This window comes from Bordetella ansorpii (assembly GCF_900078315.1).
In the GTDB taxonomy this organism is placed as follows: Bacteria; Pseudomonadota; Gammaproteobacteria; order Burkholderiales; family Burkholderiaceae_B; genus Bordetella; species Bordetella ansorpii.
The window spans coordinates 450,705-473,222 of record NZ_FKBS01000014.1 but is presented as its reverse complement, the minus strand read 5'-3'; the positions used below and the strand labels follow the sequence as shown (position 1 = coordinate 473,222).

Here is a 22,518-nt window from a genome sequence, read left to right as displayed (position 1 = left end):
GGAGGAAAAACAGCGGCTGAGAATCGGTGCCCCGAACCCTCGCATCTGGCGCGCCACACCCCGAGAGGGTGTTTTTGCCATCGCGCGGCAGGGTGTCGTCAAAAGCCGCAGGGCGGCACTGCTGCCGCCCTAGATATTGGCCCCCCGCCGTCCGGCAGCGGGGGGTCGTGGGGTGATGCCTTACTTCTCGATGGCGTACTTGCCGTCCTTGGTCACGCTGACGATCGGCGCCTGCTGGGCGTCGTAGCCGGCCGGCTTCTTGCCCGAACGGTCCATCGCCTGGCGGAACTGGAAGGCGCCGGTGGCGCCGGTCCACTTCACGTCGGGCAGCGCATCGCGCAACGCGGCGCGGTCCTTGGGCAGGTCGCCGGACAGCTTGATCTTCTTCAGCCCCTGGCTGACGACGTACATGGCGTCATAGGCCTGGGCCGAGAACTGGTCGGGCGCGGCGCCGTACTTCTTGCTGTAGGCGTCGATGAACTTGGTGTTCTCGGCGGTCTTGTTCTCGATCGACCACGGGCTGCCGATCCACAGGTTGTTCGACGCGCCGCCAGGCGCCAGGTCGAAGATCTTGACCGAGTTCATGCCGTTGCCGCCGATGACCGGGATGTTCATGCCCAGTTGGCGGGCCTGCACCATGATCGGGCCGCCTTCGGCCAGCAACGCCGACAGCACCAGGGCGTCGGGGTTCGTGCCCTTGATCTTGGTCAGTTGGGCCTTGAAGTCGACGTCGCCCTTGGCGAAGGTCTCGGTGGTGGTCACCGGCACCTTCTGGTCTTCCAGGGCCTTCTTGAAGTTGTCGTAGCCGCTCTTGGTGAAGACGTCGTCGTTGCCATAGAGCACCGCCACATTCTTCATGCCGGTCTTGCGGCGGACCATGTCGATGGTGGCCGGCAGCACGTCGGCCTCGGTGACCGAGTTGCGGAACACGTAGTTGCCGATGGAGGTGATGCCGTCGGCGGTGTTGGACGTGCCGAAGGCCACGGTCTTGGCGGCCTGGGCGATGGGATCGGCGGCCTGGGCCGAGTTCGACAGCGTGGGGCCGAACACCATCAGGACCTTGTCCTGGAAGATCAGCTTCTTGAAGACGTTGATGGCTTCTTCTTTCTTGCCTTGTTCGTCTTCGACCACCAGCACCAGCTTGTCGCCATTGATGCCGCCAGCGGCGTTGATCTCTTCAGCGGCCAGCTGGAAGCCGTTGCGGATCGAAATGCCGTACTGGGCAGCGCCGCCCGACAGGGCCTCGGCCACACCCAGCTTGATATCGGCCGCCTGCGCGGCGCCCATGGCGCCGAAGGCCGCCACGGCCAGGGCGAGTTTGGTCATGGATCTCATGAAAGCGTCCTTTGAATAACGGGTGTCTCGGATTTTTTTCACCTGCCGCGGCAGCGGTGGCGTGCAGCTTCCGGCCCTGAGGTCCGGGCTGCGGGAGGGGTGATATTACTCTCCTTTTGTAGCCGACCGAAACAAGAAGCCCGCAGACCGTTGCAGGAAGCCACCTCCCAGGCCATGCGGCCCGCAACGCCAAGGCTGGCGCGGCTTTGCGCCGGGTGCGATGCACGGGACCTCATGGAAAACCCTGATTTGTTCCGTCCCACAATTGGCGCCCGTGGCTGTCCGCTGGACCGGGCCCTGTTGCGCGGCCACCGTGCCGTTCAGGCCGAGCGGTTGGCCGCCACGGAGGCATCGGCGCGCGCCGCGTCCAGTCTGGCGCGGGCGAAAGCCAGCACTTCCTGGTGGCGGGTGTCGGACGCAATGGCGCGGCGCGGCAACAGCACGCCCTCGCGCTTGGACACCACGAACAGCACCAGCCTGGGCGTGTCGACGATGCGCATCACGCCGGACCAGCTGACGCGCGAGTTGACCTTGTCATTGCCGGCCCATATGCCGACGTCGTCGAGTTCGAGCGCCACGTCCTGGCCAGCCAACGCGCTGCGCCCGTAGGCCGGCGCGCAGAACAGCCAACCGAATATCTCGGCGCGGAACCAGATCAGCAGCAGGCACGCCCCCAGGGTCGCATAGCCTTGCCAGGGGAACTGCCCCGTGGCCAGCAGATGCAGCGCGGGCATGCGCTGGTGGGGTTCGAGGTCCCACATCATGAAGCCGACCATGCACACGAGCCAGATCATGCACCAGGCCAGCCGCCTTGGCATCGATGGCCGCGCCAAGGCAATGCAGGCACGCACGAAATCGGCCCGCTCGTATCGATAAGTGAACCGCACGTCCGAACCCTCCCAATGGGCAGCGATTTTTACGTATTCGTCCTGTCGCACCTGTAACAGTCGGCGAAACTTCGTGGCTGATACCATCTGCCGCACGCTAGGCATGAGCAGCAATGCTGGTCTCCGCAGAATGACAAGATCCATCCTCGCCTTTCTTGCCGCGCCCTTCTGGTCCGCCGTCTTCCTGGTGGTGTTCGCCCATTTCATCTGGCAGGCGCCCGACTTTCTCGGCCCGGACGGGCAGCGGCCCGCCTGGGTCGGCATGGCCCTGGTGATCGGCCTGGCGGCCGGCAGCCTCTGCATGGCGTTGCTGGGTCTGCCGGCGCACCTGGCATTGCGCCGCCACGGCCACACCGACCGCACGACCTACGTACTGACCTTCATGGGGCTGGGCCTGCTGGCCTGGCTGCTGATGTTTCTCGGCGCTGCGTTCTTCGATCCCTTCTGGGACCTGCGCACGACGCTGACGATGCTGGCCGATACCTTCATGTCGCATCCCATCGTGCCGCTGACAGCCTGCCTGCTGGGCGGCCTGGTCGGCGCGAGTTTCTGGTTCATCGCCAGGCCCGACCAGGGTCCGGATCCACTGCTTTCGCGAACTGTCCGATGATGGACGACCAGGAGGCCCACGCATGACCCGCCGTAACACGTTCGCCTGGACTGGCGCCGCTTTCGCCTTGTGCGCCGCATCCACCGTGCTTGCCCAATCCGACCGCCAGGTCGCCGAAACCACCGTGTCCCGCAGCGCCAACGTGTGCCCGGGCCACAGCAAGGACCGCACCACGCCCACCGTGAACCTGGTGCCCGTCGGCGCGCTGCGCGTGCTGCTGGACAAGGGCCTGGTCATGTGCCCGGACCGCCGCCTGGACGCCGATGCGCCCGCCGCCTGGTACGGCCAATATGGCGTCTTCACCTGGAACCCCGAGGTGGACGGCGCCGGCAAGGTCATCGCGGCCCAGATCGACAAGATGACGCGCGACGAATCCTTCCCGACCGAGACGCTGGTGTGGGACGCCAAGGGCGAGGCGCTGAAGAACCGCACCGTGCCCGCGTTCGAACCGAAGCCCGGCGCCGCGGTGCGCGTGAAGGTCTATTGATCGCTACGTGATGCCGGCGCCCGCGTGCGCCGGGCTGCATGCCGAAGCCGGTCCGCGGACCGGCCTCTTCTTTTCTGGCGATGCGCCGTGCTGGATTGGGCTGGGCCGCCGAACAGCGCAATGACAACCGTGGCGGGACTCCCATGGACCGAGACATCGCGGCCGCGGCACGTGCGCTGTCGGCCGGTGATCCGCTTGCCGCACTGAACCGCGTCGCCCTGCGCGACGATGCCGACGCGCTGGCGCTGCGCGGCATCGCCATGGCGCAACTGGGCGACCTGGCGCGCGCCCGCGCGCTGATACGGGCCGCGGCGCGGGCCTTCGGCGCCAGGCACCCCGTGGCATGCGCGCGCTGTGCCGTGGCCGAGGCCGAGATCGCACTGGCCTCGCGCGAACTGGGATGGCCGGCGCGTGCCCTGCACGAAGCCCACGCCACGCTGGCCGCGCACGCAGACCGCATCAACGCCGCCTACGCGCGCCACCTAGAGATCCGCCACCTGTTGCTGACGGGCGATCTGGACGCGGCGCAAACCGCGCTGTCCCGCTTCGATCCCGGCGCATTGCCTCCTGCCATCCAGGCCGCACACGAGCTGGCGGTGGCGGGCCTCGCCGTCCGCCGGCTGCGCGCACGGCAGGCGCGTACCGCCCTGGATCGCGCGGACCGGGCCGCTCGGCGCGCCGGCATCGGCGCCCTGCAGGCGGAGGTCGAACGCGCCCGCATGCTGCTGGCTGCTCCCGCGGCCCGCCTGATTTCGCATGGCGCCACGCGGACGTTGCTGCTGGACCAGGTGGAAACGCTGATGGGTTCGACGGCGCTTGTCGTGGACGCCTGCCAGCAACGCATCCACGGGATGGACGCCGTCGTCTCACTGGCGCGGCGTCCCGTGCTGTTCGCGTTGGCCCGCACGCTCGCCTGCGCCTGGCCGCGCGCCGCATCGCGGCAGTCCCTGATCGAACACGCCTTCCGCACGCGCTATTTCGATGACACGCATCGTGCGCGCCTGCGCGTGGAGATCGGCCGGCTGCGCACGGCCTTGCGCGGCATGGCCGACGTCCGCGCCACGCAGGAAGGCTTCACCCTGGCGCCGCAACGGGCCAGCGAAGTCGCCGTGCTGATCCACCCCACGGAAGAACCGCACGCGGCCTTGCTGGCCTGCCTGGCCGACGGGCTGGCATGGTCCAGTTCGGCGTTGGCCCTGGCGCAGGGCGCCAGCCAGCGCACCGTGCAGCGCGCGCTGGAGATCCTGGCTGCGCAGGGCAAGGTCCAATCCTTCGGCCGCGGCCCCGCGCGCCGCTGGAGCGTGCCGCCGCCCACCGGCATCGCGACGCCGTTGTTACTCCCTCTGCCGCTGCCGCCGGACTAGGATGGAAGCCATGAACACGACCAAAGCCGACATCATCCGCGAGTACGGCCCCTTCCCGGATGTGGCAGACATACATGGGGTCTCCTATGACGGCAGCCGGGTGTGGTTCGCCACCGGCCACAGCCTGTGCGCGCTGGATCCGCAAAGCGGACAAGTCGTGCGCACCTTCGCCATGGCGGCCCAGGCGGGCACGGCCTTCGACGGCAGGCACCTGTTCCAGTTCGTCGGCGACCGCATCCTGAAACTCGATCCGCAAACCGGAGAAACGCTGGCCGACCTGCCCGCGCCGGAAGGCCAGAACTCGGGCATGGCCTGGGCGGAAGGTTCGCTGTGGATCGGACAATATGCGGCGCGCCGCATCCATCAGGTCGATCCGGAAACGGGCAAGATCCTGCGCACCATCCGCTGCGACCGCCATGTCACCGGCATCACCTGGACCGATGGCGGCCTGTGGCACGGCACATGGGAAGACGATGCCAGCGAACTGCGCCACATCGATCCACGCAGTGGCCAGGTGCTGGACGTGATCGAGATGCCGGCGGGCATGGCCGTCTCCGGGCTGGAAGCGGGCGATGACCGCTTCTATTGCGGCGGCGCCACCAGCGGAGTGCTGCGCGCGGTGCGCAAGCCGGCGCGGGCCAAGGCCACCTGATCCGTCGCCTCAGGCCGCCACGGCGCGCGTCCTGCCGCGCAGCGCCTTCGTGTCCCGCACGGGCGGCTGGCCGAACAGCCGGCCGTATTCCCGCGTGAACTGCTGCACGCTTTCATAACCGACGGCGAACGCGGCGCTGCTGGCGGTGAGGCCCTCGGCCAGCATCAGGCGGCGCGCCTCGATCAGGCGCAGCTGCTTCTGGAACTGCAGCGGCGATAGGGACGTCGTCGCCCGGAAGTGCTGGTGGAACGACGAGGCGCTCATGCCGGCCACCGAGGCCAACCGTTCCACCGGCAAGGACTGCGCGTACTGCTCCCGCAGCAGGGCGACCGCGCGCCCCACCCGTTGCGCATGACTGCCCGGCCATCCCAGGCGGCGTATGGCCGGCCCATGCCGCCCCATCAACAGCCAGTAGTGCAGTTCGCGCACCAGTTGCGCGTGCAGCATGGGCACCGAGGCCGGACGGTCGATGAGGCGCATCAGGCGCAACGCGGCATCGGCCACGTCGGCGTCGGTAGGTTCGACGCCTACCGGCACGTGCGCGCCGCGCGTGGCCTGCATCTGCGCCGCCAGTTCGGCGATCAACGCCAGGTCCAGGTCCAGCACCAGCGAGAAATACGGCGATGCCGCGCTGGCCCGCGTGATCTGGCTGACAGTGGGCACGTCGGCCGTGATCAACAGTGAATCGCCCGCCGAGAACGCATACCCTTGCGTCCCCATCGTGACGTGCTTGCCGCCCTGCAGGACCAGGCACACCATGGGCCGCGAGATCGCGTACACCAGGCCGCTGCGCGCCGTGGCGCGCACGGTCGTCAGCCCGGCAATCGGCGTGCGCGACACGCCGTCGGCGTTGGCGTGGAACTGGGAATGGACGCGTACGGCGTCGAGCAGGGCGGCGGTCATGCCGGCTAGGCTACCGCGTTGCTTCTTGGTGCGCACGCGTTGAAACTGCCTGTTCTCTGGCCGTGGAGGTTTAGGCAAAGAACACCCAGTTTCCGGCAACGCGGCCCTGCCCCTGCGCCAGATACTGCACTCCTCTTCAACAGGAGTCGCACATGAGCAAGATCACCTTGATTACCGGCGCCAGCCGTGGCCTGGGCCGCAACACCGCCCTGAACGTGGCGCGCCGCGGCGGCGACGTGGTCATCACGTATCACAGCCGCGCCGACGAGGCACAGGCGGTCGTGGCCGAAATCCGGGCGCTGGGCCGCCTGGCGGTCGCCCTGCAACTGGACGTGGGCGACGTCACGGCGTTCGCGGCCTTCACCGGGCAACTGCGCACCGCCTTGCGCGACACCTGGTCACGCCAGACTTTCGACCACCTGGTCAACAACGCCGGCCATGGCGACTATGCCGCCCTCGGCGACACCACCATCGCCCAGTTCGACAAACTGGTCGACGTGCACTTCAAGGGCGTGTTCTTCCTGACGCAATCGCTGCTGCCGCTGCTGGCCGACGGGGGCCGCATCATCAACCTGTCATCGGGGCTGACCCGCGTGTCGGCGCCTGGCTGGTCGGCCTATGCGGCCGTCAAGGGCGCGGTGGAGGTGCTGTCGGTCTACATGGCCAAGGAGCTGGGCAGCCGGGGCATCGCGGTCAACACGGTGGCGCCCGGCGCCATCGAGACCGACTTCTTCGGCGGCGCCGTGCGCGACACGCCGGACTTCAACCAGTTCTTCGCCGGCATCACGGCGCTGGGCCGGGTAGGCGTGCCGGACGACATCGGCCCGATGATCGCCAGCCTGCTGAGCGAGGACAACCGCTGGGTGAATGCCCAGCGCATCGAAGTGTCCGGCGGGCAAGGCATCTGATCCCGCAGCCGCACCTGGGATGCGGCAGGCCTTATGCTCTGGCCCATGGCTTTCCGCATCCCCCCTATTCCATTCCTGGCGACCGCCGCCGCGATCGGCCGCCGCACGGCAGGAGTCCGGCCATAAGACGGTTGGCGTGGGCGCTTCTGGGCTGGATCATGGTCGCGCTGGGCGTGATCGGCGCGGTGCTGCCCGTCATGCCCACGACCATTTTCCTGATCATGGCGGCGGGCTGCTTCGCGCGCTCGTCTCCCAGGCTGGAAGCCTGGCTGCTGAATCACCCCAGGTTCGGCACATCGCTGCGGCAATGGCGGGAACAAGGCGCCATCAGCCGCAAGGGCAAGGCGTGCGCGTCGGCGGGCATGGCGGCAGGCTATGGCATCTTCCTCTGGAGCGCCCATCCCTCGTGGCTGCTGGCGGTGATCGTCGGCCTGGGCATGGCCGCCAGTGCGGCGTGGGTCGTCTCGCGGCCGGCGCCGCGCACGGCCCATCCAGACGACGCGCCGGGAACCTGAGCCCGCACGCATAAACATAGGCGCATAAACAAACGCGCATAAACATAGGCGCCAGACGCGGAGAAAAACCCGTGTTTCGCGCCTTTTTCGTGGGGTATCCACGCGCCCGGGAATACCCATAGAAGACATCGGTCTGTTCACGCTATTGAGCAATCGCCGCCGTGCATTCAACATTTCCCGACACACGAAACAAGCGTCGTCCGGCAGCCGATTTTTTCTTGCATCGCACCGTCATGGCGTCTTGGACAAGACGATTCCAACGAGATGGGACGGATCGAGGAAATGCCGGCGAACGAGCGACAACTGCATCTGGGCGTGAACCTGCATGGCGCGGGCGGCCACTCCGCCGCATGGCGCTGGCCGGGCACCAATCCGAATGCCTTCCAGGACATCGGACATTACGTGCAGGGCGCCCGGGTCGCCGAACGCGGCCTGCTCGATGCCGTGTTCCTGGCGGACCGTCCCGCCATCCCCTGGGACATCACGCGCCAGCCCCCCACCAACGGCCTGGAGCCCACACTGGTGCTGACCGTCATCGCCCGCGAAACCTCGCACATCGGGCTGATCGGCACCGCGTCGACCACTTACAACGAACCCTTCAACCTGGCACGCCGCTTCCAGTCGCTGGACGTGATCAGCCAGGGCCGAGCCGCATGGAACGCCGTGACGACATCGGACGCCGCGACGGTCGCCAGCTTCGGCGGCGCCGAGCAGGGCCGCGCGCAACGCTATGCCCGCGCCGAATCGTTCGTCGACGTCGTATTGGGCCTGTGGGACAGCTGGCCTCGCGAGGCGGTCATCGCCGACCCGGTCTCGGGCCTGTTCTGCGATACCGAAAGACTGCGGCCCGTGCAGGCAGGCCGCGAACACTTCAACGTGACCGGCGTGCTGACCCATCCCGGTTCGCCGCAAGGCCGGCCGGTGCTGGTGCAGGCAGGCGGCTCGGACGAAGGCCTGCGATTGGCGGCGCGCAACGCGGATGCCGTGTTCTCGGCCGCCGGCGATCTCGATACCGCCCTGCGCGAGGCCCGCCGGCTGCGCAGTCTTGCGCGGGAGCTGGGCCGTGAGTACGCGCCACGCATCCTGCCGGGTCTGGTCACCTTCATCGGCGGCACCGAGGCCGAAGCGTTGGCACGCAAGGCGCGCCTGGACGAGCTGCTCGACCCCGACAACGCGTTGCGCGCCTTGGCGGGCCGCATCCAGGTGCCGGCATCGAAGCTGACGCTGGACGCCCCCATCCCCCTGCACCTGTTGCCTCCGTTCGAAAGCCTGACGTCCTCCATCGGCCATCACCGCACCATCGACCGGCTGGCGCGCGCCGGCCTGACCGTGCGGCAGATACTGGCCAGCGTGCAGGGCGGCGGCCATCGCGTGCTGGCCGGCACGCCCGAGCAGATCGCCGCCGACATCGCGGCGTGGTTCGAGGCGGGCGCCGTCGATGGCTTCAATCTGATGCCGGACGCCCTGGCCGATGGCCTGCCGGCCTTCGTCGATCACGTCGTGCCGCTGCTGCAGCGCCAGGGCCTGTTCCGCACCGAATACCGCAGTGACACGCTGCGCGGCCACTTGGGCCTGCCGCAGCCGCACCCCGCCCCCGAACTTGCCGACACCCTCGGCTGACTCCCCCTACGCTTCCCGCTGGAGACCGTTATCCATGTCGCGCCCCGCCGACTCGTTCGCATCGTTGGCTTTTCCCCTCCGCACCGCGGCCGTCATTGCTGCCCTGCTGGGCTGCGCGCAAGCCGCCCATGCCGCGGGCGAACCCGCCCGCGGCGGCATCATCCAATACGGCCATCTGCAGGAACCGCCGTGCCTGTTCGGCGGCTGGGTGCAGCAGTGGTATCTGCAGCGCCAGTTCAGCGACAACCTGGTGTCCCGCACCGCCGACGGCAAGATCGTGCCCTGGCTGGCCACGTCCTGGACCATCTCCGATGACCACAAGGTCTACACCTTCGAGATCAAGCCCGGGGTCAAGTTCACGGACGGCACGCCCCTGGACGCGCAGGCCATCGTGGACAACTTCACGGGCTGGCTGAGCAGCGATCCGGACCGCCGCAACAACGCGTCCAACCTGTACTTCGGCGAGCAGTTCAAATCGGCGACCGCGACCGGACCGCTGACCCTGCGCATCGAATTCAAGCAGCCCTACTACCCCTTCCTGAACGTGCTGTCGCATTCGGTGCACGGCATCCTGTCGCCCACCGCGCTGAAGCAGGGCCTGAAGGTGAACTGCGAGAAGCCGGTCGGCTCGGGTCCCTTCATCGTCGAGAAGTGGAATCATGGCCAGGACGTCGTGTTCCGCCGCAATCCCGACTACAACTCCGCGCCCGCCGATGCGAAGCACCAGGGACCGGCCTACGTCGACGGACTGGTCTGGAAGTTCCTGAAAGAGCCGACCGTGCGCTACGGATCGCTGCTGTCCGGCGAATCCGACGTCATCTACGACATCCCCGCTGTGAACTGGCAAGAAGCCAATCAGCGCTTCGTCGTGCAGCAGCACATCACCGGCGGCTCGCCGCTGCGTTTCCAGCTGAACACGGCCCGCCCGCCCTTCGACGATGTGCGCGTGCGGCGCGCCTTCGCGCAGGCCTCGGATCGCAAGGGCGCGGTGCAGGCGGCGTTCCTGGGCTCGGTGCCGTTCGAGGGCAACGGCGCGCTGGCGCAGAGCTCGCCCGAATACACCAAGGCCTTGGGCGACTCGTACCCCTACGACAGCGCCCAGGCGAACAAGCTGCTGGACGAGGCAGGATGGACGACGCGCGATGCGCAGGGCCTGCGCACCAAGGACGGCAAGCCGCTGGTGGTCCGCATCGCGTACTCGGTGTCGCACGTCACGCCCGATGGCGTGCAGGCCCTGCAGATCATCCAGCAGCAGGCGCGTGAATCCGGCTTCGACGTGAAGCTTCTGCCCACCACGCAAGCGGAATGGTATGCGGGCAAGAACCGTGGTCCGAACGACTACGAGATCCAGCCGGCCTACTGGGTCGCCTCGACCGCCGAGATCTTCCGCGTGTCATGGCGCCCCGACGAGCCGAACCGGATCAACGCCAACAACGCCTCGCGTTTCCAGGATCCGGCGCTGTGGAAACTGGTCGAGCAGGCGGACCAGACCTTCGACGATGCCCGGCGCACGCAGCTGTACCAGCAGGCCGAGCGGTTGATCGTGGACAACGCGGCCGTGGTCGGCTTCACCGTGCTGCCGGTCACGCTGGCCTCCAATCCGAAACTGAAGGACGTGTGGCTGGCCCGCGGCGCGGTGGGCGAACCCGTCTTCTCCGATGCGTACTTCGAAAAATGACCACCGTCCTCATTGACGCCCCCCTGCGGACGCGAAGCTGGCCGACACTGCGATGGCTGGCGCGCCGCCTGCTGACGCTGGTGGCGGTGCTGTGGGCCGCCGCGACCTTCACCTTCCTCATCCAGAGCCTGCTGCCCGGCGACAAGGCCCGCCTGATCATCAATCTGGCGGCAGGGAACCTGACCAATCCCACGCAGGCCGAGGTCGATGCGGTCAACGCCCGCTACGGCTTCGACCAGCCGCTGGCGGTGCAGTACCTGCGCTACCTGGGCAACCTGGCGCGCGGCGACCTGGGTGCGTCATTCCAGCAGCATACGCAGGTGGCCGACATCATCGCCGCGCAGATCGTGCCGACGCTGGTGCTGACGTTCAGCGCGCTGGCCACGGCCTGGCTGATCGCCATCGCGCTGACCGTCTCGGCCGCCGGCAGGCGCAACGGCTGGGCGCGGCTGTGCGGCAACCTCCAGGTGGTGCTGGCCACGCTGCCCCCCTACTGGATCGGCACGATCCTGCTGGTCGTCTTCGCCATCCAGTTGCAGATATTCCCCGTGGAAGGCCGCAACACGCTGGCCGGACTGGTGCTGCCCACGCTGTCGCTGGCCTTGCCGCTGGCCGGATTCCTCGGTCAGGTCATCCAGGACGAATACACCCGCGTGCTGGAACAGCCCTTCGTCACCTCCGCCCGCATGCGCGGCATGAGCGACCTGGGGGTCCGGCTGAGACACGTGCTGCGCCACGCCGCCCTGCCCGGCGTGACGCTGTCGGGCTGGGCCATCGGCAAGCTGTTCTCGGGCGCCGTGCTGATCGAGGCCGTCTTCGCGCGCCAAGGCATCGGCGGCGTATTGGTCACCGCCACGGCGGCACGCGACATCCCGCTGGTCTGCGGAATCATCCTCGTCTCCGCTGGCATCTACCTGCTGGCCAACCTGCTGGTGGACCGTCTCTACCAGATCGTCGATCCCAGGATAAAGCTATGACACCGTACTTGCCTCTGCACCGTATCAGGCCTTCGCACCGGCGCCGCCCGGCCGCACACAGGGAGCCGGCATGAACGACTCCACACTGGTCATTCGCCCGCTGCCCTGGACCCGCCTGCGGTGGCGCGGCATCGTGCCCGCCGGCATTCCTCCCGGAGTATGGCTGGCGCTGGGCGTCATCGCCTTCTTCCTGGTCGCCGCCATCGACCCCGCCTTGCTGCAGACGCACAGTCCCTACAAGCTCGACCTGAGGGCCACGCTGCAACCGCCTTCCTGGCAACACCTGCTGGGCACCGACCAGGCGGGGCGAGACCTGTACTCGCGCGTGGTCGAGGGCGCCCGGCAATCGCTGGCCATCGGCCTGGGCGCCACCACGCTGAGCATGGCGGTCGCCCTGGCGCTGGGCGTGACGGCCGGCCTTTCCAACCGGGTGATCGACAACGCCATCAGCCGCTTCCTGGACGTGCTGTTCGCGTTTCCCACGCTCTTCCTGGCCTTGCTCTTCGTCTCGGTGTTCGGCACGACGGTCGGTACGCAGATCGTGGCGGTCGGCATCGGCACCGCGCCCGGCTACGCCCGCATGATCCGCGGCCAGGTGCTGGCGGTGCGCGGCTCGGGCTACGTGGAGGCCGCCAAGGCCCTGGGCCATCCTTACTCCCGCGTGATCCGCCGCCACATCCTGCCCAACGCGCTCAGCCCGCTGGTGGCCATGCTGACGCTGGGCGTGGGCCAGGCCATCGTCTGGGCCTCGGGCCTGGCGTTCCTGGGCCTGGGGGTAGCGCCGCCCGCGCCGGAATGGGGCGCCCTGCTCGATGCCGGACGCAACTACATCACCCGCGCGTGGTGGCTCGAGGTGATGCCGGGCCTGGCCATCGTGCTGTTCGCGCTGTCGATGACCGTGGTGGGCCGGCACCTGCAGCAACGCCTGGAAGGCAAGGCGGGCCTGGCATGACGAAACCTCTGCTTCAGGTATCGAACCTGCGCGTGGACTTCGGGCACGCCGCCGCCCGGCGTACAGTGGTCAAAGGCGTGTCGTTCGAGGTCTTCCCCGGCCGTTGCCTGGCGATCGTCGGGGAATCGGGATCCGGCAAGAGCGTGACGGCCCGCTCGCTGGTGGGCCTGGCCGGCCATGGCGCGCGCGTGCAAGCCGATACCCTGGCGCTGCAAGGCGAGAAGCTGCAAGGCCTTTCCGATGCGCAATGGCGCCGCCTGCGCGGCGCGCGCATCGGTTTCGTGCTGCAGGACGCGTTGGTTTCCCTCGATCCGCTGCGTCGCGTCGGCCAGGAGATCGCAGAAGGTCCGCGCTTGCATGGCCTGGCGCGCACGCGAGCCGAGCAGGATGCCCAGGCCATCGCGTTGCTGAAGCAGGTCGGCGTGCCCGAGCCCGACCTGAAGATCCGGCAACTGCCGCACGAATTGTCCGGTGGGCAGCGCCAGCGGGCGCTGATCGCCTCGGCGCTCGCGCTGGACCCTGCCCTGCTGGTGGCGGACGAACCCACCACCGCGCTGGACGTCACCATCCAGGCGCAGATCCTGGACCTGCTCAACGAGACCCGCGCCCGCGGCAAGGGCCTCATCCTGATCAGCCACGATCTGGCCGTGGTATCGCGCATGGCCGACGAAGTGCTGGTGATGCGGCATGGCGAGGTCGTCGAGCGCGGCCCCGCGGAGCAGATCTTCGGCGATCCGCGCCACGAATACACCCGCCGGCTGCTGGCCGCCGTCCCGTCGGCGCATTCGCGCGGCGCCCGCCTGGCCGATGCCAGCGCGCCCCGCCTGGCGCCGGCCATCTCGACCGGGCAGGCCAAGGCACCGCAACCGTTCAGCCCGTCGACGCCGCTGCTGCACGCGCAGGGCCTGGTCAAGCGCTTCACCGGCCCCGACAAGATCACGCGCACAGTGGTGCGCGATGTGTCTTTCACCCTGCATGCAGGCCAGACGCTGGGCGTGGTCGGTGAGTCCGGCTCCGGCAAGTCCACCCTGGCGCGCATGGTGCTGGCGCTGGAAACCCCCAGCGAAGGCCAGGTACTGATGCACGGCCAGCCCTGGACCTCGCTGACGGAAGCGCAGCGGCGTGTGCGCCGGCGCGATATCTCGGTCATCTACCAGGATCCGCTCAGTTCCTTCGATCCGCGCTGGACGGTGGAACGCATCATCGAGGACAGCCTGCCGCCCGACGAGGGCGGCACGGGCGGCGACCGCGCCCGGCGCCGCCACGCAAGAGTGGGCGAACTGCTCGACCTGGCCGGCCTGCCGGTGTCGAACCGCACCCGCCGGCCGCTGGAACTGTCGGGCGGACAGCGCCAGCGGGTGGCCATCGCGCGCGCCATCGCGCCGCGCCCCCGCGTCATCGTCTGCGACGAACCGGTCTCGGCGCTGGACGTATCCATCCAGGCCCAGGTGCTGGACCTGCTGCTCGACCTGAAAACACAGTTGGGCGTGAGCTACCTGTTCATTTCCCATGATCTGGGCGTGGTGCATCACGTCAGCGACCGCGTACTGGTGATGAGCCAGGGCCGCGTCGTCGAACAAGGCGACGTCGACGAGGTCTTCCTGCGCCCCGGCGATTCCTATACCCGCCGCCTGGTGGCGGCCATCCCGCGCCTGCGTCGCGCGGCCTGAAGGAGACGGCACGACATGAAAGAACTGATCTTCAACGCCTTCGTGATGAACACGGCCTCGCACATCCAGCATGGCCTGTGGCGCCATCCCGACGCCCGCCAGTCCGAGTTCGACGACGTGCGGCTATGGATAGACCTGGCCAAGACCCTGGAAGCCGGCCTGTTCGACGCGATGTTCTTCGCCGACGTGGTCGGCCTGTATGGACCCGTCAACGGCGACTACACCGTGAACGCGCAGGAAGGCCTGCAGATTCCCAGCAACGATCCCTCGGTGCTGCTGTCGGCGCTGGCCGTGAACACCGAGCACCTGGGCTTCGCGCTGACCAGTTCCGTGTTGCAGGCCCACCCCTTCGAGTTCGCGCGGCGCGCCTCGACGCTGGACCACATCACGCGAGGCCGCCTGGCCTGGAACATCGTCACCAGCACGCAGGAGAACGCCGCGCGCAACTTCGGCTTCGACCGGCTGACCGAGCACGACGAACGCTACGAATGGGCCCGGGAGTACCTGGAGGTGGTCTACAAGCTGTGGGAAGGCTCGTGGGAAGAGGATGCGCTGAAGAAGGACAAGCGCGGCGTCTTCGCGGATCCGGCCAAGATTCACAAGATCCATCATGTGGGCAAGCGTTATCGGGTCGAGGGGCCGCACCTGCCGTCGCCTTCGCCGCAACGCACGCCGCTGCTGTACCAGGCAGGCTCGTCGCCGGCCGGACGCGCGTTCGCCGCGCAGCATGCCGAAGGCCAGTTCATCGCCGCGCCCAATCCGCAGGCCGCGCACGACCTGATCGAGGAAACGCGGCACCTGGCGCGCCGCCATGGCCGCGATGGCAACGACCTGAAGTTCATCCAGGGCTTCTCGTTCGTGCTGGGCAGCACCGAGGAAGAGGCGCGCCGGCGGGAAGCCGAACTGGATGCGCACATCAGCATCGACGGTTTCCTGGCGCATTCGAACGTGGGCGTCTCGCAGGACACCGGCAAGCCTTATCCGCCCGACATGCTGCTGGCCGACATCCGCACCAACGGCGGCCGCAGCCACATCGAGTGGCTGCGAAAAGCCACGCCCGGCCGCGAACCCACGGTGGCCGACCTGGCCAGGCTGGTGTCACGCCGCCACGCCCGCCTGGTGGGCACGCCCGAACAGATCGCGGGGCAGCTGGAAGTCTGGCAGGCAGCCGGCATCGACGGCGTGAACGTCATCAACTGGATGATTCCCGGCTCGTACGAAGTATTCAACGCCGAGTTGCTGCCGGTGCTGCAGAAGCGCGGCCTGGCCAAGCGTGAATACCGGCCCGGCACATTGCGCAACAAGCTGTTCGGGCGAGACAGGCTGCTGGATTCGCACCCGGGCGCATCCCACCGGCGCCTGTTCAGCCCGGCCGCCGTTCCGCAGGCGGCCGATTAGGCACGATCGGCCGCTCGACTATTCCCACCCGCGTCGACGAACCAGGAACCGCCGCCTGGGCCAGGCCCCATGCCTCAGGAGGGCGCCTGCGCCTCGCCCAGCAGGAACTCGACCAGCGTGGGCAGCGCGGCGTCATGGGTGCGATGCGGCCGCATGCGCATCACGTATCCCCAGGATCCCGGCAGGCGCAGGCCGGGCGCCAGCGGCACCAGCCCGCCGCGCGCGATCTCGTCGTCGATCAGCGGCAGGCGGCCCAGTGCGATGCCCACGCCCGCCACGGCGGCCGACACCACCGTGCTCAGGCCGCTGAGCACCAGCGGATCCTGCCAGTCGCGCGGGGCCAGCCCCAGCCGCTCGTGCCAGGTCCGCCAGCGCGTCTCGGGGCTGGCCACGTGCTTCTCTTCCAGCCAGCGGTGGCGCGTGAAGACAGCGGGGTCGGCGCGCAGGCCTTCGGGCACCAGCGAGGGGCTGCACACAGGCACCACGCTTTCCGACATCAGGGGGATGTCACCGGGTTCCGGCCGCCGGTGGGGTCCCTCCGCGCGCATGTGCAGAAAGGCCAGATCGATGTCCTGCTCGATCCAGGCCGGATCCTGGTTGGCGTGCAGGTAGACCTGTACCTCGATGTCCGGATGCGCCTCGATGAAGCGGCCGATGCGCGGCGCCAGCCACAGCGCGGCCAGCGAGGGGTTGGCCGAGATGTTCAGGCGGCTGGGCCGCCGCCCCCGCGCCGCGGCGCGGACATTGCCGCAGGCGGTGGCCAGCAGGGTCAAGGCCTGTTGCACGGATGCGAGCAGATCGGCGCCCGCCTCGGTGGGTTCGGCCCGCCGGGTGGTGCCGCCACGGCGCAGCAGCGCCACGCCCAGGTCGGCCTCCAGCGCGCGCAGCTGATGGCTGACCGCGCTCTTGGTCACGTTCAGTTCGGCCGCGGCGCGGCTCAGGCTGCCCAGGCGGGCCACGGCCTCGAAGGCGCGCAGCGCGGCCAGGGGCGGCGTTCGGGTGGAAGGCAATGACATGGGTGCAATTTAACTCAACCCTTGATCGAAAAACTATCGATCCCCGCGCCCGCGCGAGGACGGCCACAATGGCGGCATAAAGAATCATCGAGGGATGGGGTATGTATTTCGACTATCGGCTTTGGCAGTTCACCGAGGGCATGCGCGGCCGGATGGCGGGCGGCGTGCTGCTCGGCTTGCTGGCGCTGGGCGCCGGCATCGCGCGCTATGTCTTCCTGGGGCAGATGCTGGCCGCGGTATTCGCCGGCCAGCCCTGGCAGGCATGGGCCGTGCCGGCGGCCTGGGCCGCGGCGATGGTGCTGCTGCGCGCGGGCCTGGACCACTGGCGCGGCGTGCAGGCCAACCGTTGCGCGGCCACCGTGCAGCAGGTGCTGCGCAGCCGCCTGTACGACCGCATCGTGTCGCTCGGCCCCGCATGGTTCGCCAACCAGCGCACCGGCGGCGTGATGCTGACCGTGGTCGACGGCGTCGAGCAATTGCAGACGTTCTTCGGCCAGTACCTGCCGCAGGTCGCCATCGCGGCAGCCGCCCCCTTCGCCATCTTCGCGGTCATTGCGTTCTGGGACGTGCCCACGGCCCTGGTGCTGCTGGCCGCCGCGCTGTTCGCGCTGTTCGGCCCCATGGCCGTGCACATGCTGGACCGGCGCGCCAGCCTGGCCCGCTCGAAATCCCTGAAAGACTTCGGCGAGGAGTTCCTGGACGCCGTACAGGGCCTGCCCACGCTGAAATCCTTCGGCCAGGGCAAGTCGTGGGGCCGCCGCCTGGCCGAACGCGCGCGCCGCCTGTCCGAAGGCACCCTGTGGGTGCTGTCGGTCAGCCTGCTGACGCGCGGCATCAGCGACCTGGGCGTGGCGCTGGGCGCCGCCCTGGCGCTGACGCTGGGCGCCTGGCGCGTCGGCACCGGCGACATGAGCGTCGAGGCCCTGCTGATCGTGCTGATGGCCGGCACCGAGATCTTCCGTCCGCTGCGCGATCTGCGCGCCGTGCTGCACCGGGGCATGCTGGGCCAGTCGGCCGCCGCCAGCATCCACGCCCTGATGGACGCCGAATCGACGGCCACGAAACTGGCCGCCCAGGGCAAGGGCGCGTCGCCCGCGCAACTGACGCCCACCATCGAATTCGACGACGTGGCCTTCGCCTACACGCCCGAACGTCCCGCGCACCAGGGCCTGCGCTTTCGCATTGCCGCGGGCGAGCGCGTGGGCGTGGTCGGCCCCAGCGGCGCCGGCAAGTCCACCATCGTGCGGCTGCTGCTGAAGGAGGCCCTGGCCCAGTCGGGCAGCGTCCGCGTGGGCGGGCACGATGTGCGCGAGCTGCACGCGCAGGCGCTGCTGTCGCGCATCGCGGTGGTCAGCCAGGACATCACGCTGTTCCACGGCACGCTGGACGAGAACCTGCGCCTGGGCCGCCCGGACGCCACGCAGGAACAGGTGCGCGCCGCCGCGCGCGCCGCCAACATCGACGACTTCATCATGGCCCTGCCCGAGGGCTATGCCACGCGCATCGGCGAGCGCGGCCTGCAACTGTCCGGCGGGCAGCGCCAGCGCGTGGCCATTGCCCGCGCCCTGCTGCGCGACGCGCCCATCCTGGTGCTGGACGAAGCGCTGTCTTCCGTCGATACCGAGAACGAAGCCCTCATCCAGCAGGCGCTGGACCGCCTGATGGCGGGGCGCACCACGCTGATCCTGGCGCACCGCCTGGCCAGCGTAATCGGCGCCGACCGCAGCCTGGTGCTGGACCAGGGCCGCGTGGTCGAGCAAGGCACGCATGCCGAGCTCATGCAGCAGCGTGGCCTGTACTACACGTTGATGCATGAGCAGGATGCGGCCCGGCAACGCGCTACGGCGCCTGCCGCGCATGGTGCGGCGGCGCCCGCCGAAACGGCCCGGAATGCGACTCCCGGCGCCACGGCCGCCTCCGGCCCCGCGCCGCGCGCGCTGGACGAGGACGCCGACCAGGTGGGCTGGCGGCAGACGTTGTCCACGCTGATGGCCGTAGTACGGCCGTGGCGCGGCACGCTGATCGCGACGATATTGCTGGGCGTGGCCCGCGTGGCCGCCTACATCGGCGTGGGCGTGCTGAGCGCGCTGGTGGTGGCCGCGATCCGCGATGGCCGCGACACGGGCTGGCTGATCGCCGGCCTGCTGGTGGCCGCGCCGCTGGCCGCGCTGTTCCACTGGCTGGAATCGTGGTTGGCGCACGCCATGGCCTACCAGTTGCTGGGCGACATGCGCGTGAAGCTGTATGACAAGCTCGAACGGCTGGCCCCGGCCTACCTGCTGCAACGGCGCTCCGGCGACCTGGTGTCGCTGGCCACGCAGGACGTCGAGATGATCGAGTATTTCTACGCCCACACCATCGGCCCGGCCATCGTGTCGGTGCTGGTGCCGCTGACCGTGCTGGGCTTCCTGGCCGCCTTCAGCTGGCCCGTGGCGCTGGCCCTGCTGCCCTTCCTGGCCTATGCGCTGCTGTCGCCCATCCGCGGCCGCCGCCGCATCGATGCCCTGGGCGACAAGGCGCGCGGCGCGCTGGGCGAGATGAGCGCCCATATGACCGACACCATCCAGGGCCTGGCCGAACTCACTGCCTTCCAGGCCACCGGCCACCGCCGCGTGCGTTTCCTGGAAGTGGCCGGACGCTACGCCCAGCGCCGCCTGGCGCTGCTGCGCGACCTGTCCGCGCAGACCGCATGGTTCGAGATGGCCATGGGCCTGGGCGGCGTGGCCGTGGCCGTGGTCGGCGCCTTGCAGGTGTCCGCCGGCGCCTTGTCCGCCGGCATGCTGCCGTTGCTGATCCTGATCGCCCTGGCGACCTTCCTGCCCGTCTCCGAGATCTCGCAGGTCAGCCGCCAACTGGCCGACACCGTGGCCGCCTCGCGCCGCCTGCACGTGGTGTCGCACGAACCCGAGCCTGTCACCGATGGCCCGTTGCCCGCGCCGCAGTCCGCGCAGGGCTTGTCGGTGGCCTTCGAGAACGTCAGCTTCGGCTATCCAGGCCAGCGCGGCGGCCAGCGCGGCGATGCGCTGAAGCACCTGACCTTCACCGTGCCCGCGGGCGCCACCGCCGCATTGGTGGGCGCTTCCGGCGCGGGCAAGAGCACCGTGGCCAGCCTGCTGCTGCGCTTCTGGGATCCGCACGCCGGCACGATACGCATCGGTGGCGTGGACGTGCGCGAGATGAACCTCGACGCCCTGCGCGATTGCGTGGCTCTGGTCACGCAAGATACCTACCTGTTCAACGACACGCTGGAAAACAACATCCGCCTGGCGCGCCCCGACGCCCGCCCGGACGAACTGCAGGCCGCGTTGCAGCAGGCGGCGCTGGCCGACTTCGTGCGCACCCTGCCCGACGGCCTGGCCACCCGCGTCGGCGAACGCGGCATGCAACTGTCGGGCGGGCAGCGCCAGCGCATCTCCATCGCGCGCGCCTTCCTGAAGAACGCGCCCCTGCTGATCCTGGACGAAGCCACCTCGCATCTGGACACGCTGTCGGAACTGCAGGTGCGCGCTGCCCTGGACATGCTGATGCAGCACCGCACCACGCTGGTCATCGCGCATCGTCTGTCCACCATCCAGGACGCGGACCTGATCCTGGTGCTGGAACACGGCAGCCTCGCGCAGGCCGGCACCCACGAAGCGCTGTTGAAGCAGGAAGGGTTCTATGCGAGGGCCAGCGCGCATTGAGGCGTGCTGGGGCGGCATCGCCAGGCAACCCTGATCGTCCGGCCGCCTCGCGATGCCGTGCTACGGTGACAGGGTCCGCACGTCTTGCGTGCCCCTTCACCTCACCGAGGAGAATCGAACGATGCAGTGGAACGAAGTGTCGATCGCATCGCAACGGCTGCACATGCGCCCGTTCCGTGCGGACGATGCCGGCGAGGCCTACCCGTGCATCACGCCCACGCTGACGCGCTACATGCGTTTCGAGCCGCCGGGCTCCGAAGCGGAATTCGAGTCGGTCTGGCGAACCTGGCTGCCGAAGATATCCACCGGCGAGGACATCACCTTTGTCATCCGCCTGACCGGCACCGGCGCCCTGGTCGGCTTCGTGGGCCTGCACCGCACGCAAGACGCCGAACCCGAGCTGGGCATCTGGATCCGCGAATCCGAACACGGTCATGGCTATGGCGGCGAGGCCGTGAAGGCCGTGGCCGACTGGGCCGCGACCGCCTTCGGCAGGGCGGCCTTCATCTATCCCGTGGCGATGGAGAACGCCCCGAGCCGGTGCATCGCCGAACGCCTGGGCGGCGTCGTCGTCGGCCGGCGCGATACCGCCAAGTACGACGCGGTGGTCTACCGCATCCCTGCCTGAACGCAGCGCTCAGGCGCTGTCGCGCCGGACGATCTCGAAGCCGATCTCCACCACCGCCGCCTCAGGCGACTCACCGTTCACGCGCGCGGCGATCATCTCGGCCGCTTGCGCGCCGATGGCTGCGCCATCCACGTGCACCGACGTGATCGACGGCACCATCGACGCGGCGAACTCCATGTCGCCGAAGCCCACCACCGAGAGGTCCGTGGGCACGCCCAGGCCTTGGGCCAGGGCTTCGGTAATGACGCCGCTGGCCATCAGGTCGGAGGTGCAGAACACCGCATCGATGCCCTGGCCCCTTTGCAGAATGCGCAAGCCTTCGCGGCCCTGCACGTGCGTCGTGGGGGCGGGCACGTAATGAATGACGGGTTCGGGCAGGCCCAATTGCAAGGCCGTCTGCGCGAAGCTGCGCGCGCGGCGATGCGCGCGTTCGTCGTCGCCGCACAGCACCGCCTGCCGCGTCTTGCCCGCCTCGAACAGATACCGGCTGACCGCCGCGCCGATGGCATCGTGCGACAGGCTCAGCAGCATGTCGATGGGGGTCTCGGTGGTGTCCCAGGTCTCGACGATGGGAATGCCCGAGGCCTTCAGCAGGTCGCGGCCCTGCTCGGAATGCATCACGCCGGTCAGCACGATGCCGTCGGGCCGGCGGCCAATGATGGCGCGCAGCAATGCGTCCTCGCGCGGCGCCTCGTAGCCGCTCTGGCCCACCATCAACTGGAAACCCTTGGCTTCCAGCGATCGCGTCAGCGCGGTCAGCATGCCGCCGAACAGCGAGCTTGCGATCGTCGGCACCAGCACCATCACCAGATTGCTGCGCGACAGCCGCAGGCTGCCCGCCATCAGATTGGGCACGTAGCCCAGTGTCCGGATCGCGGCGTTGACCTTCTCCAGCGTGGCCGGCGATACCTGTTGCGGCGTGTTGATGACGCGCGAGACCGTGATCATCGACACGCCCGCGGCCCGTGCCACATCGCGCACCGTGACGCTGGCGCGCGCGGCGGCGCGGGAAGAGGAACTGGCGGGCTTGTCGGACAGCATGCGGCGGAATCGGTCGGCGAAGGCGGAAAAGTCCCCGTGCGTGGGAGGTCATCAAGACTAACCGGTGACGGCGACGACCGCTCGCCAAAGCCCCTGGGGTTTCCCCTGATACCGCGTCGTCCTGCTTGATCTACACTGCGGCATACCTTGGGTGGTAACGTTACCAATCAAGATGGTAACGTTACCAAAGCATA

19 protein-coding genes are annotated in these 22,518 nt (G+C 68.8%); 14 read left to right on the top strand and 5 right to left on the bottom strand.

The genetic code is table 11. From position 1 onward, the window contains the following. Window positions 1-180 precede the first annotated feature (180 nt). Together A7W11_RS09820 and A7W11_RS28265 are read right to left on the bottom strand one after the other, a co-directional pair. Entirely contained in the window at window positions 181-1,326 is a 1,146-nt protein-coding gene (locus A7W11_RS09820) for an ABC transporter substrate-binding protein (protein ID WP_412778715.1), read from the bottom strand. Window positions 1,327-1,655: 329 nt separating this feature from the next. Further along, window positions 1,656-2,129: a YcxB family protein gene (locus A7W11_RS28265; protein WP_162270257.1), complete on the bottom strand. Its 474-nt coding sequence runs from the start codon at window positions 2,127-2,129 to the stop codon at window positions 1,656-1,658. A 223-nt stretch (window positions 2,130-2,352) separates the two neighbouring features. Here A7W11_RS28265 and A7W11_RS09810 point away from each other — a divergent pair, with 223 nt between their 5' ends. From A7W11_RS09810 to A7W11_RS09795, 4 genes are all read left to right on the top strand, one after another. Beyond that, complete coding sequence (locus tag A7W11_RS09810; protein ID WP_066410963.1) at window positions 2,353-2,832, top strand: hypothetical protein; 480 nt, start codon at window positions 2,353-2,355, stop codon at window positions 2,830-2,832. Between the two features lie 22 nt (window positions 2,833-2,854). Then, on the top strand, window positions 2,855-3,319 hold the full coding sequence (locus tag A7W11_RS09805; protein ID WP_066410961.1) for a hypothetical protein: 465 nt from the start codon (window positions 2,855-2,857) through the stop codon (window positions 3,317-3,319). A gap of 143 nt (window positions 3,320-3,462) precedes the next feature. Then, window positions 3,463-4,683, top strand: coding sequence for a DNA-binding protein (locus tag A7W11_RS09800; RefSeq protein WP_066413776.1), 1,221 nt, complete (start codon window positions 3,463-3,465; stop codon window positions 4,681-4,683). A 10-nt stretch (window positions 4,684-4,693) separates the two neighbouring features. Beyond that, window positions 4,694-5,335, top strand: coding sequence for a Vgb family protein (locus A7W11_RS09795; protein ID WP_066413773.1), 642 nt, complete (start codon window positions 4,694-4,696; stop codon window positions 5,333-5,335). Window positions 5,336-5,344: 9 nt separating this feature from the next. Here the strand turns inward: A7W11_RS09795 and A7W11_RS09790 are convergent, their stop codons facing one another. Beyond that, window positions 5,345-6,238, bottom strand: coding sequence for an AraC family transcriptional regulator (locus tag A7W11_RS09790; RefSeq protein ID WP_066410960.1), 894 nt, complete (start codon window positions 6,236-6,238; stop codon window positions 5,345-5,347). Between the two features lie 152 nt (window positions 6,239-6,390). Between A7W11_RS09790 and A7W11_RS09785 the strand changes: the two genes are divergently transcribed. The 8 genes from A7W11_RS09785 to A7W11_RS09750 all read left to right on the top strand — a co-directional run bounded on the left by A7W11_RS09785 (window position 6,391) and on the right by A7W11_RS09750 (window position 15,956). Further along, window positions 6,391-7,146 carry an SDR family NAD(P)-dependent oxidoreductase gene (locus A7W11_RS09785; protein ID WP_066410959.1) on the top strand — a complete coding sequence of 252 codons (756 nt, stop codon included), beginning with the start codon at window positions 6,391-6,393 and terminating at the stop codon, window positions 7,144-7,146. A gap of 158 nt (window positions 7,147-7,304) precedes the next feature. Beyond that, the gene (locus A7W11_RS09780) at window positions 7,305-7,661 is read left to right on the top strand and encodes a YbaN family protein (RefSeq protein WP_066413770.1); all 357 of its coding nucleotides are present in this window, start codon (window positions 7,305-7,307) and stop codon (window positions 7,659-7,661) included. 282 nt (window positions 7,662-7,943) lie between these two features. Next, window positions 7,944-9,281, top strand: a complete 1,338-nt coding sequence (locus A7W11_RS09775) for an NtaA/DmoA family FMN-dependent monooxygenase (protein ID WP_066410958.1) — start codon at window positions 7,944-7,946, stop codon at window positions 9,279-9,281. Between the two features lie 34 nt (window positions 9,282-9,315). Beyond that, window positions 9,316-10,959 (top strand): ABC transporter substrate-binding protein, encoded by a 1,644-nt coding sequence (locus A7W11_RS09770; RefSeq protein ID WP_066410956.1) that lies wholly within the window; start codon window positions 9,316-9,318, stop codon window positions 10,957-10,959. Further along, entirely contained in the window at window positions 10,956-11,936 is a 981-nt protein-coding gene (locus A7W11_RS09765; RefSeq protein WP_156523041.1) for an ABC transporter permease, read from the top strand. The genes A7W11_RS09770 and A7W11_RS09765 overlap by 4 nt, the downstream gene beginning before the upstream one ends. A 70-nt stretch (window positions 11,937-12,006) precedes the next feature. Next, entirely contained in the window at window positions 12,007-12,888 is an 882-nt protein-coding gene (locus A7W11_RS28495) for an ABC transporter permease (protein ID WP_082887178.1), read from the top strand. Then, entirely contained in the window at window positions 12,885-14,558 is a 1,674-nt protein-coding gene (locus tag A7W11_RS09755) for a dipeptide ABC transporter ATP-binding protein (RefSeq protein ID WP_066410955.1), read from the top strand. Before A7W11_RS28495 ends, A7W11_RS09755 begins: the two co-directional genes overlap by 4 nt. Before the next feature lie 15 nt (window positions 14,559-14,573). Further along, window positions 14,574-15,956, top strand: a complete 1,383-nt coding sequence (locus A7W11_RS09750; RefSeq protein ID WP_066410953.1) for an NtaA/DmoA family FMN-dependent monooxygenase — start codon at window positions 14,574-14,576, stop codon at window positions 15,954-15,956. A 74-nt stretch (window positions 15,957-16,030) separates the two neighbouring features. Here the strand turns inward: A7W11_RS09750 and A7W11_RS09745 are convergent, their stop codons facing one another. After that, a complete protein-coding gene (locus A7W11_RS09745; RefSeq protein WP_066410951.1) occupies window positions 16,031-16,972 on the bottom strand; it encodes a LysR substrate-binding domain-containing protein in 942 nt (313 codons plus the stop codon). A 101-nt stretch (window positions 16,973-17,073) separates the two neighbouring features. On the opposite strand from A7W11_RS09745, the gene A7W11_RS09740 reads away from it, so the two are divergent. Together A7W11_RS09740 and A7W11_RS09735 are read left to right on the top strand one after the other, a co-directional pair. Continuing rightward, a complete protein-coding gene (locus tag A7W11_RS09740) occupies window positions 17,074-20,655 on the top strand; it encodes an ABC transporter ATP-binding protein/permease (protein ID WP_066410948.1) in 3,582 nt (1,193 codons plus the stop codon). Window positions 20,656-20,776: 121 nt separating this feature from the next. Beyond that, window positions 20,777-21,283 (top strand): GNAT family N-acetyltransferase, encoded by a 507-nt coding sequence (locus A7W11_RS09735; protein ID WP_066410946.1) that lies wholly within the window; start codon window positions 20,777-20,779, stop codon window positions 21,281-21,283. A gap of 9 nt (window positions 21,284-21,292) precedes the next feature. On the opposite strand, the gene A7W11_RS09730 is transcribed toward A7W11_RS09735, so the two are convergent. Then, complete coding sequence (locus tag A7W11_RS09730; RefSeq protein ID WP_066410944.1) at window positions 21,293-22,324, bottom strand: LacI family DNA-binding transcriptional regulator; 1,032 nt, start codon at window positions 22,322-22,324, stop codon at window positions 21,293-21,295. Between the last annotated feature and the right edge of the window lie 194 nt (window positions 22,325-22,518).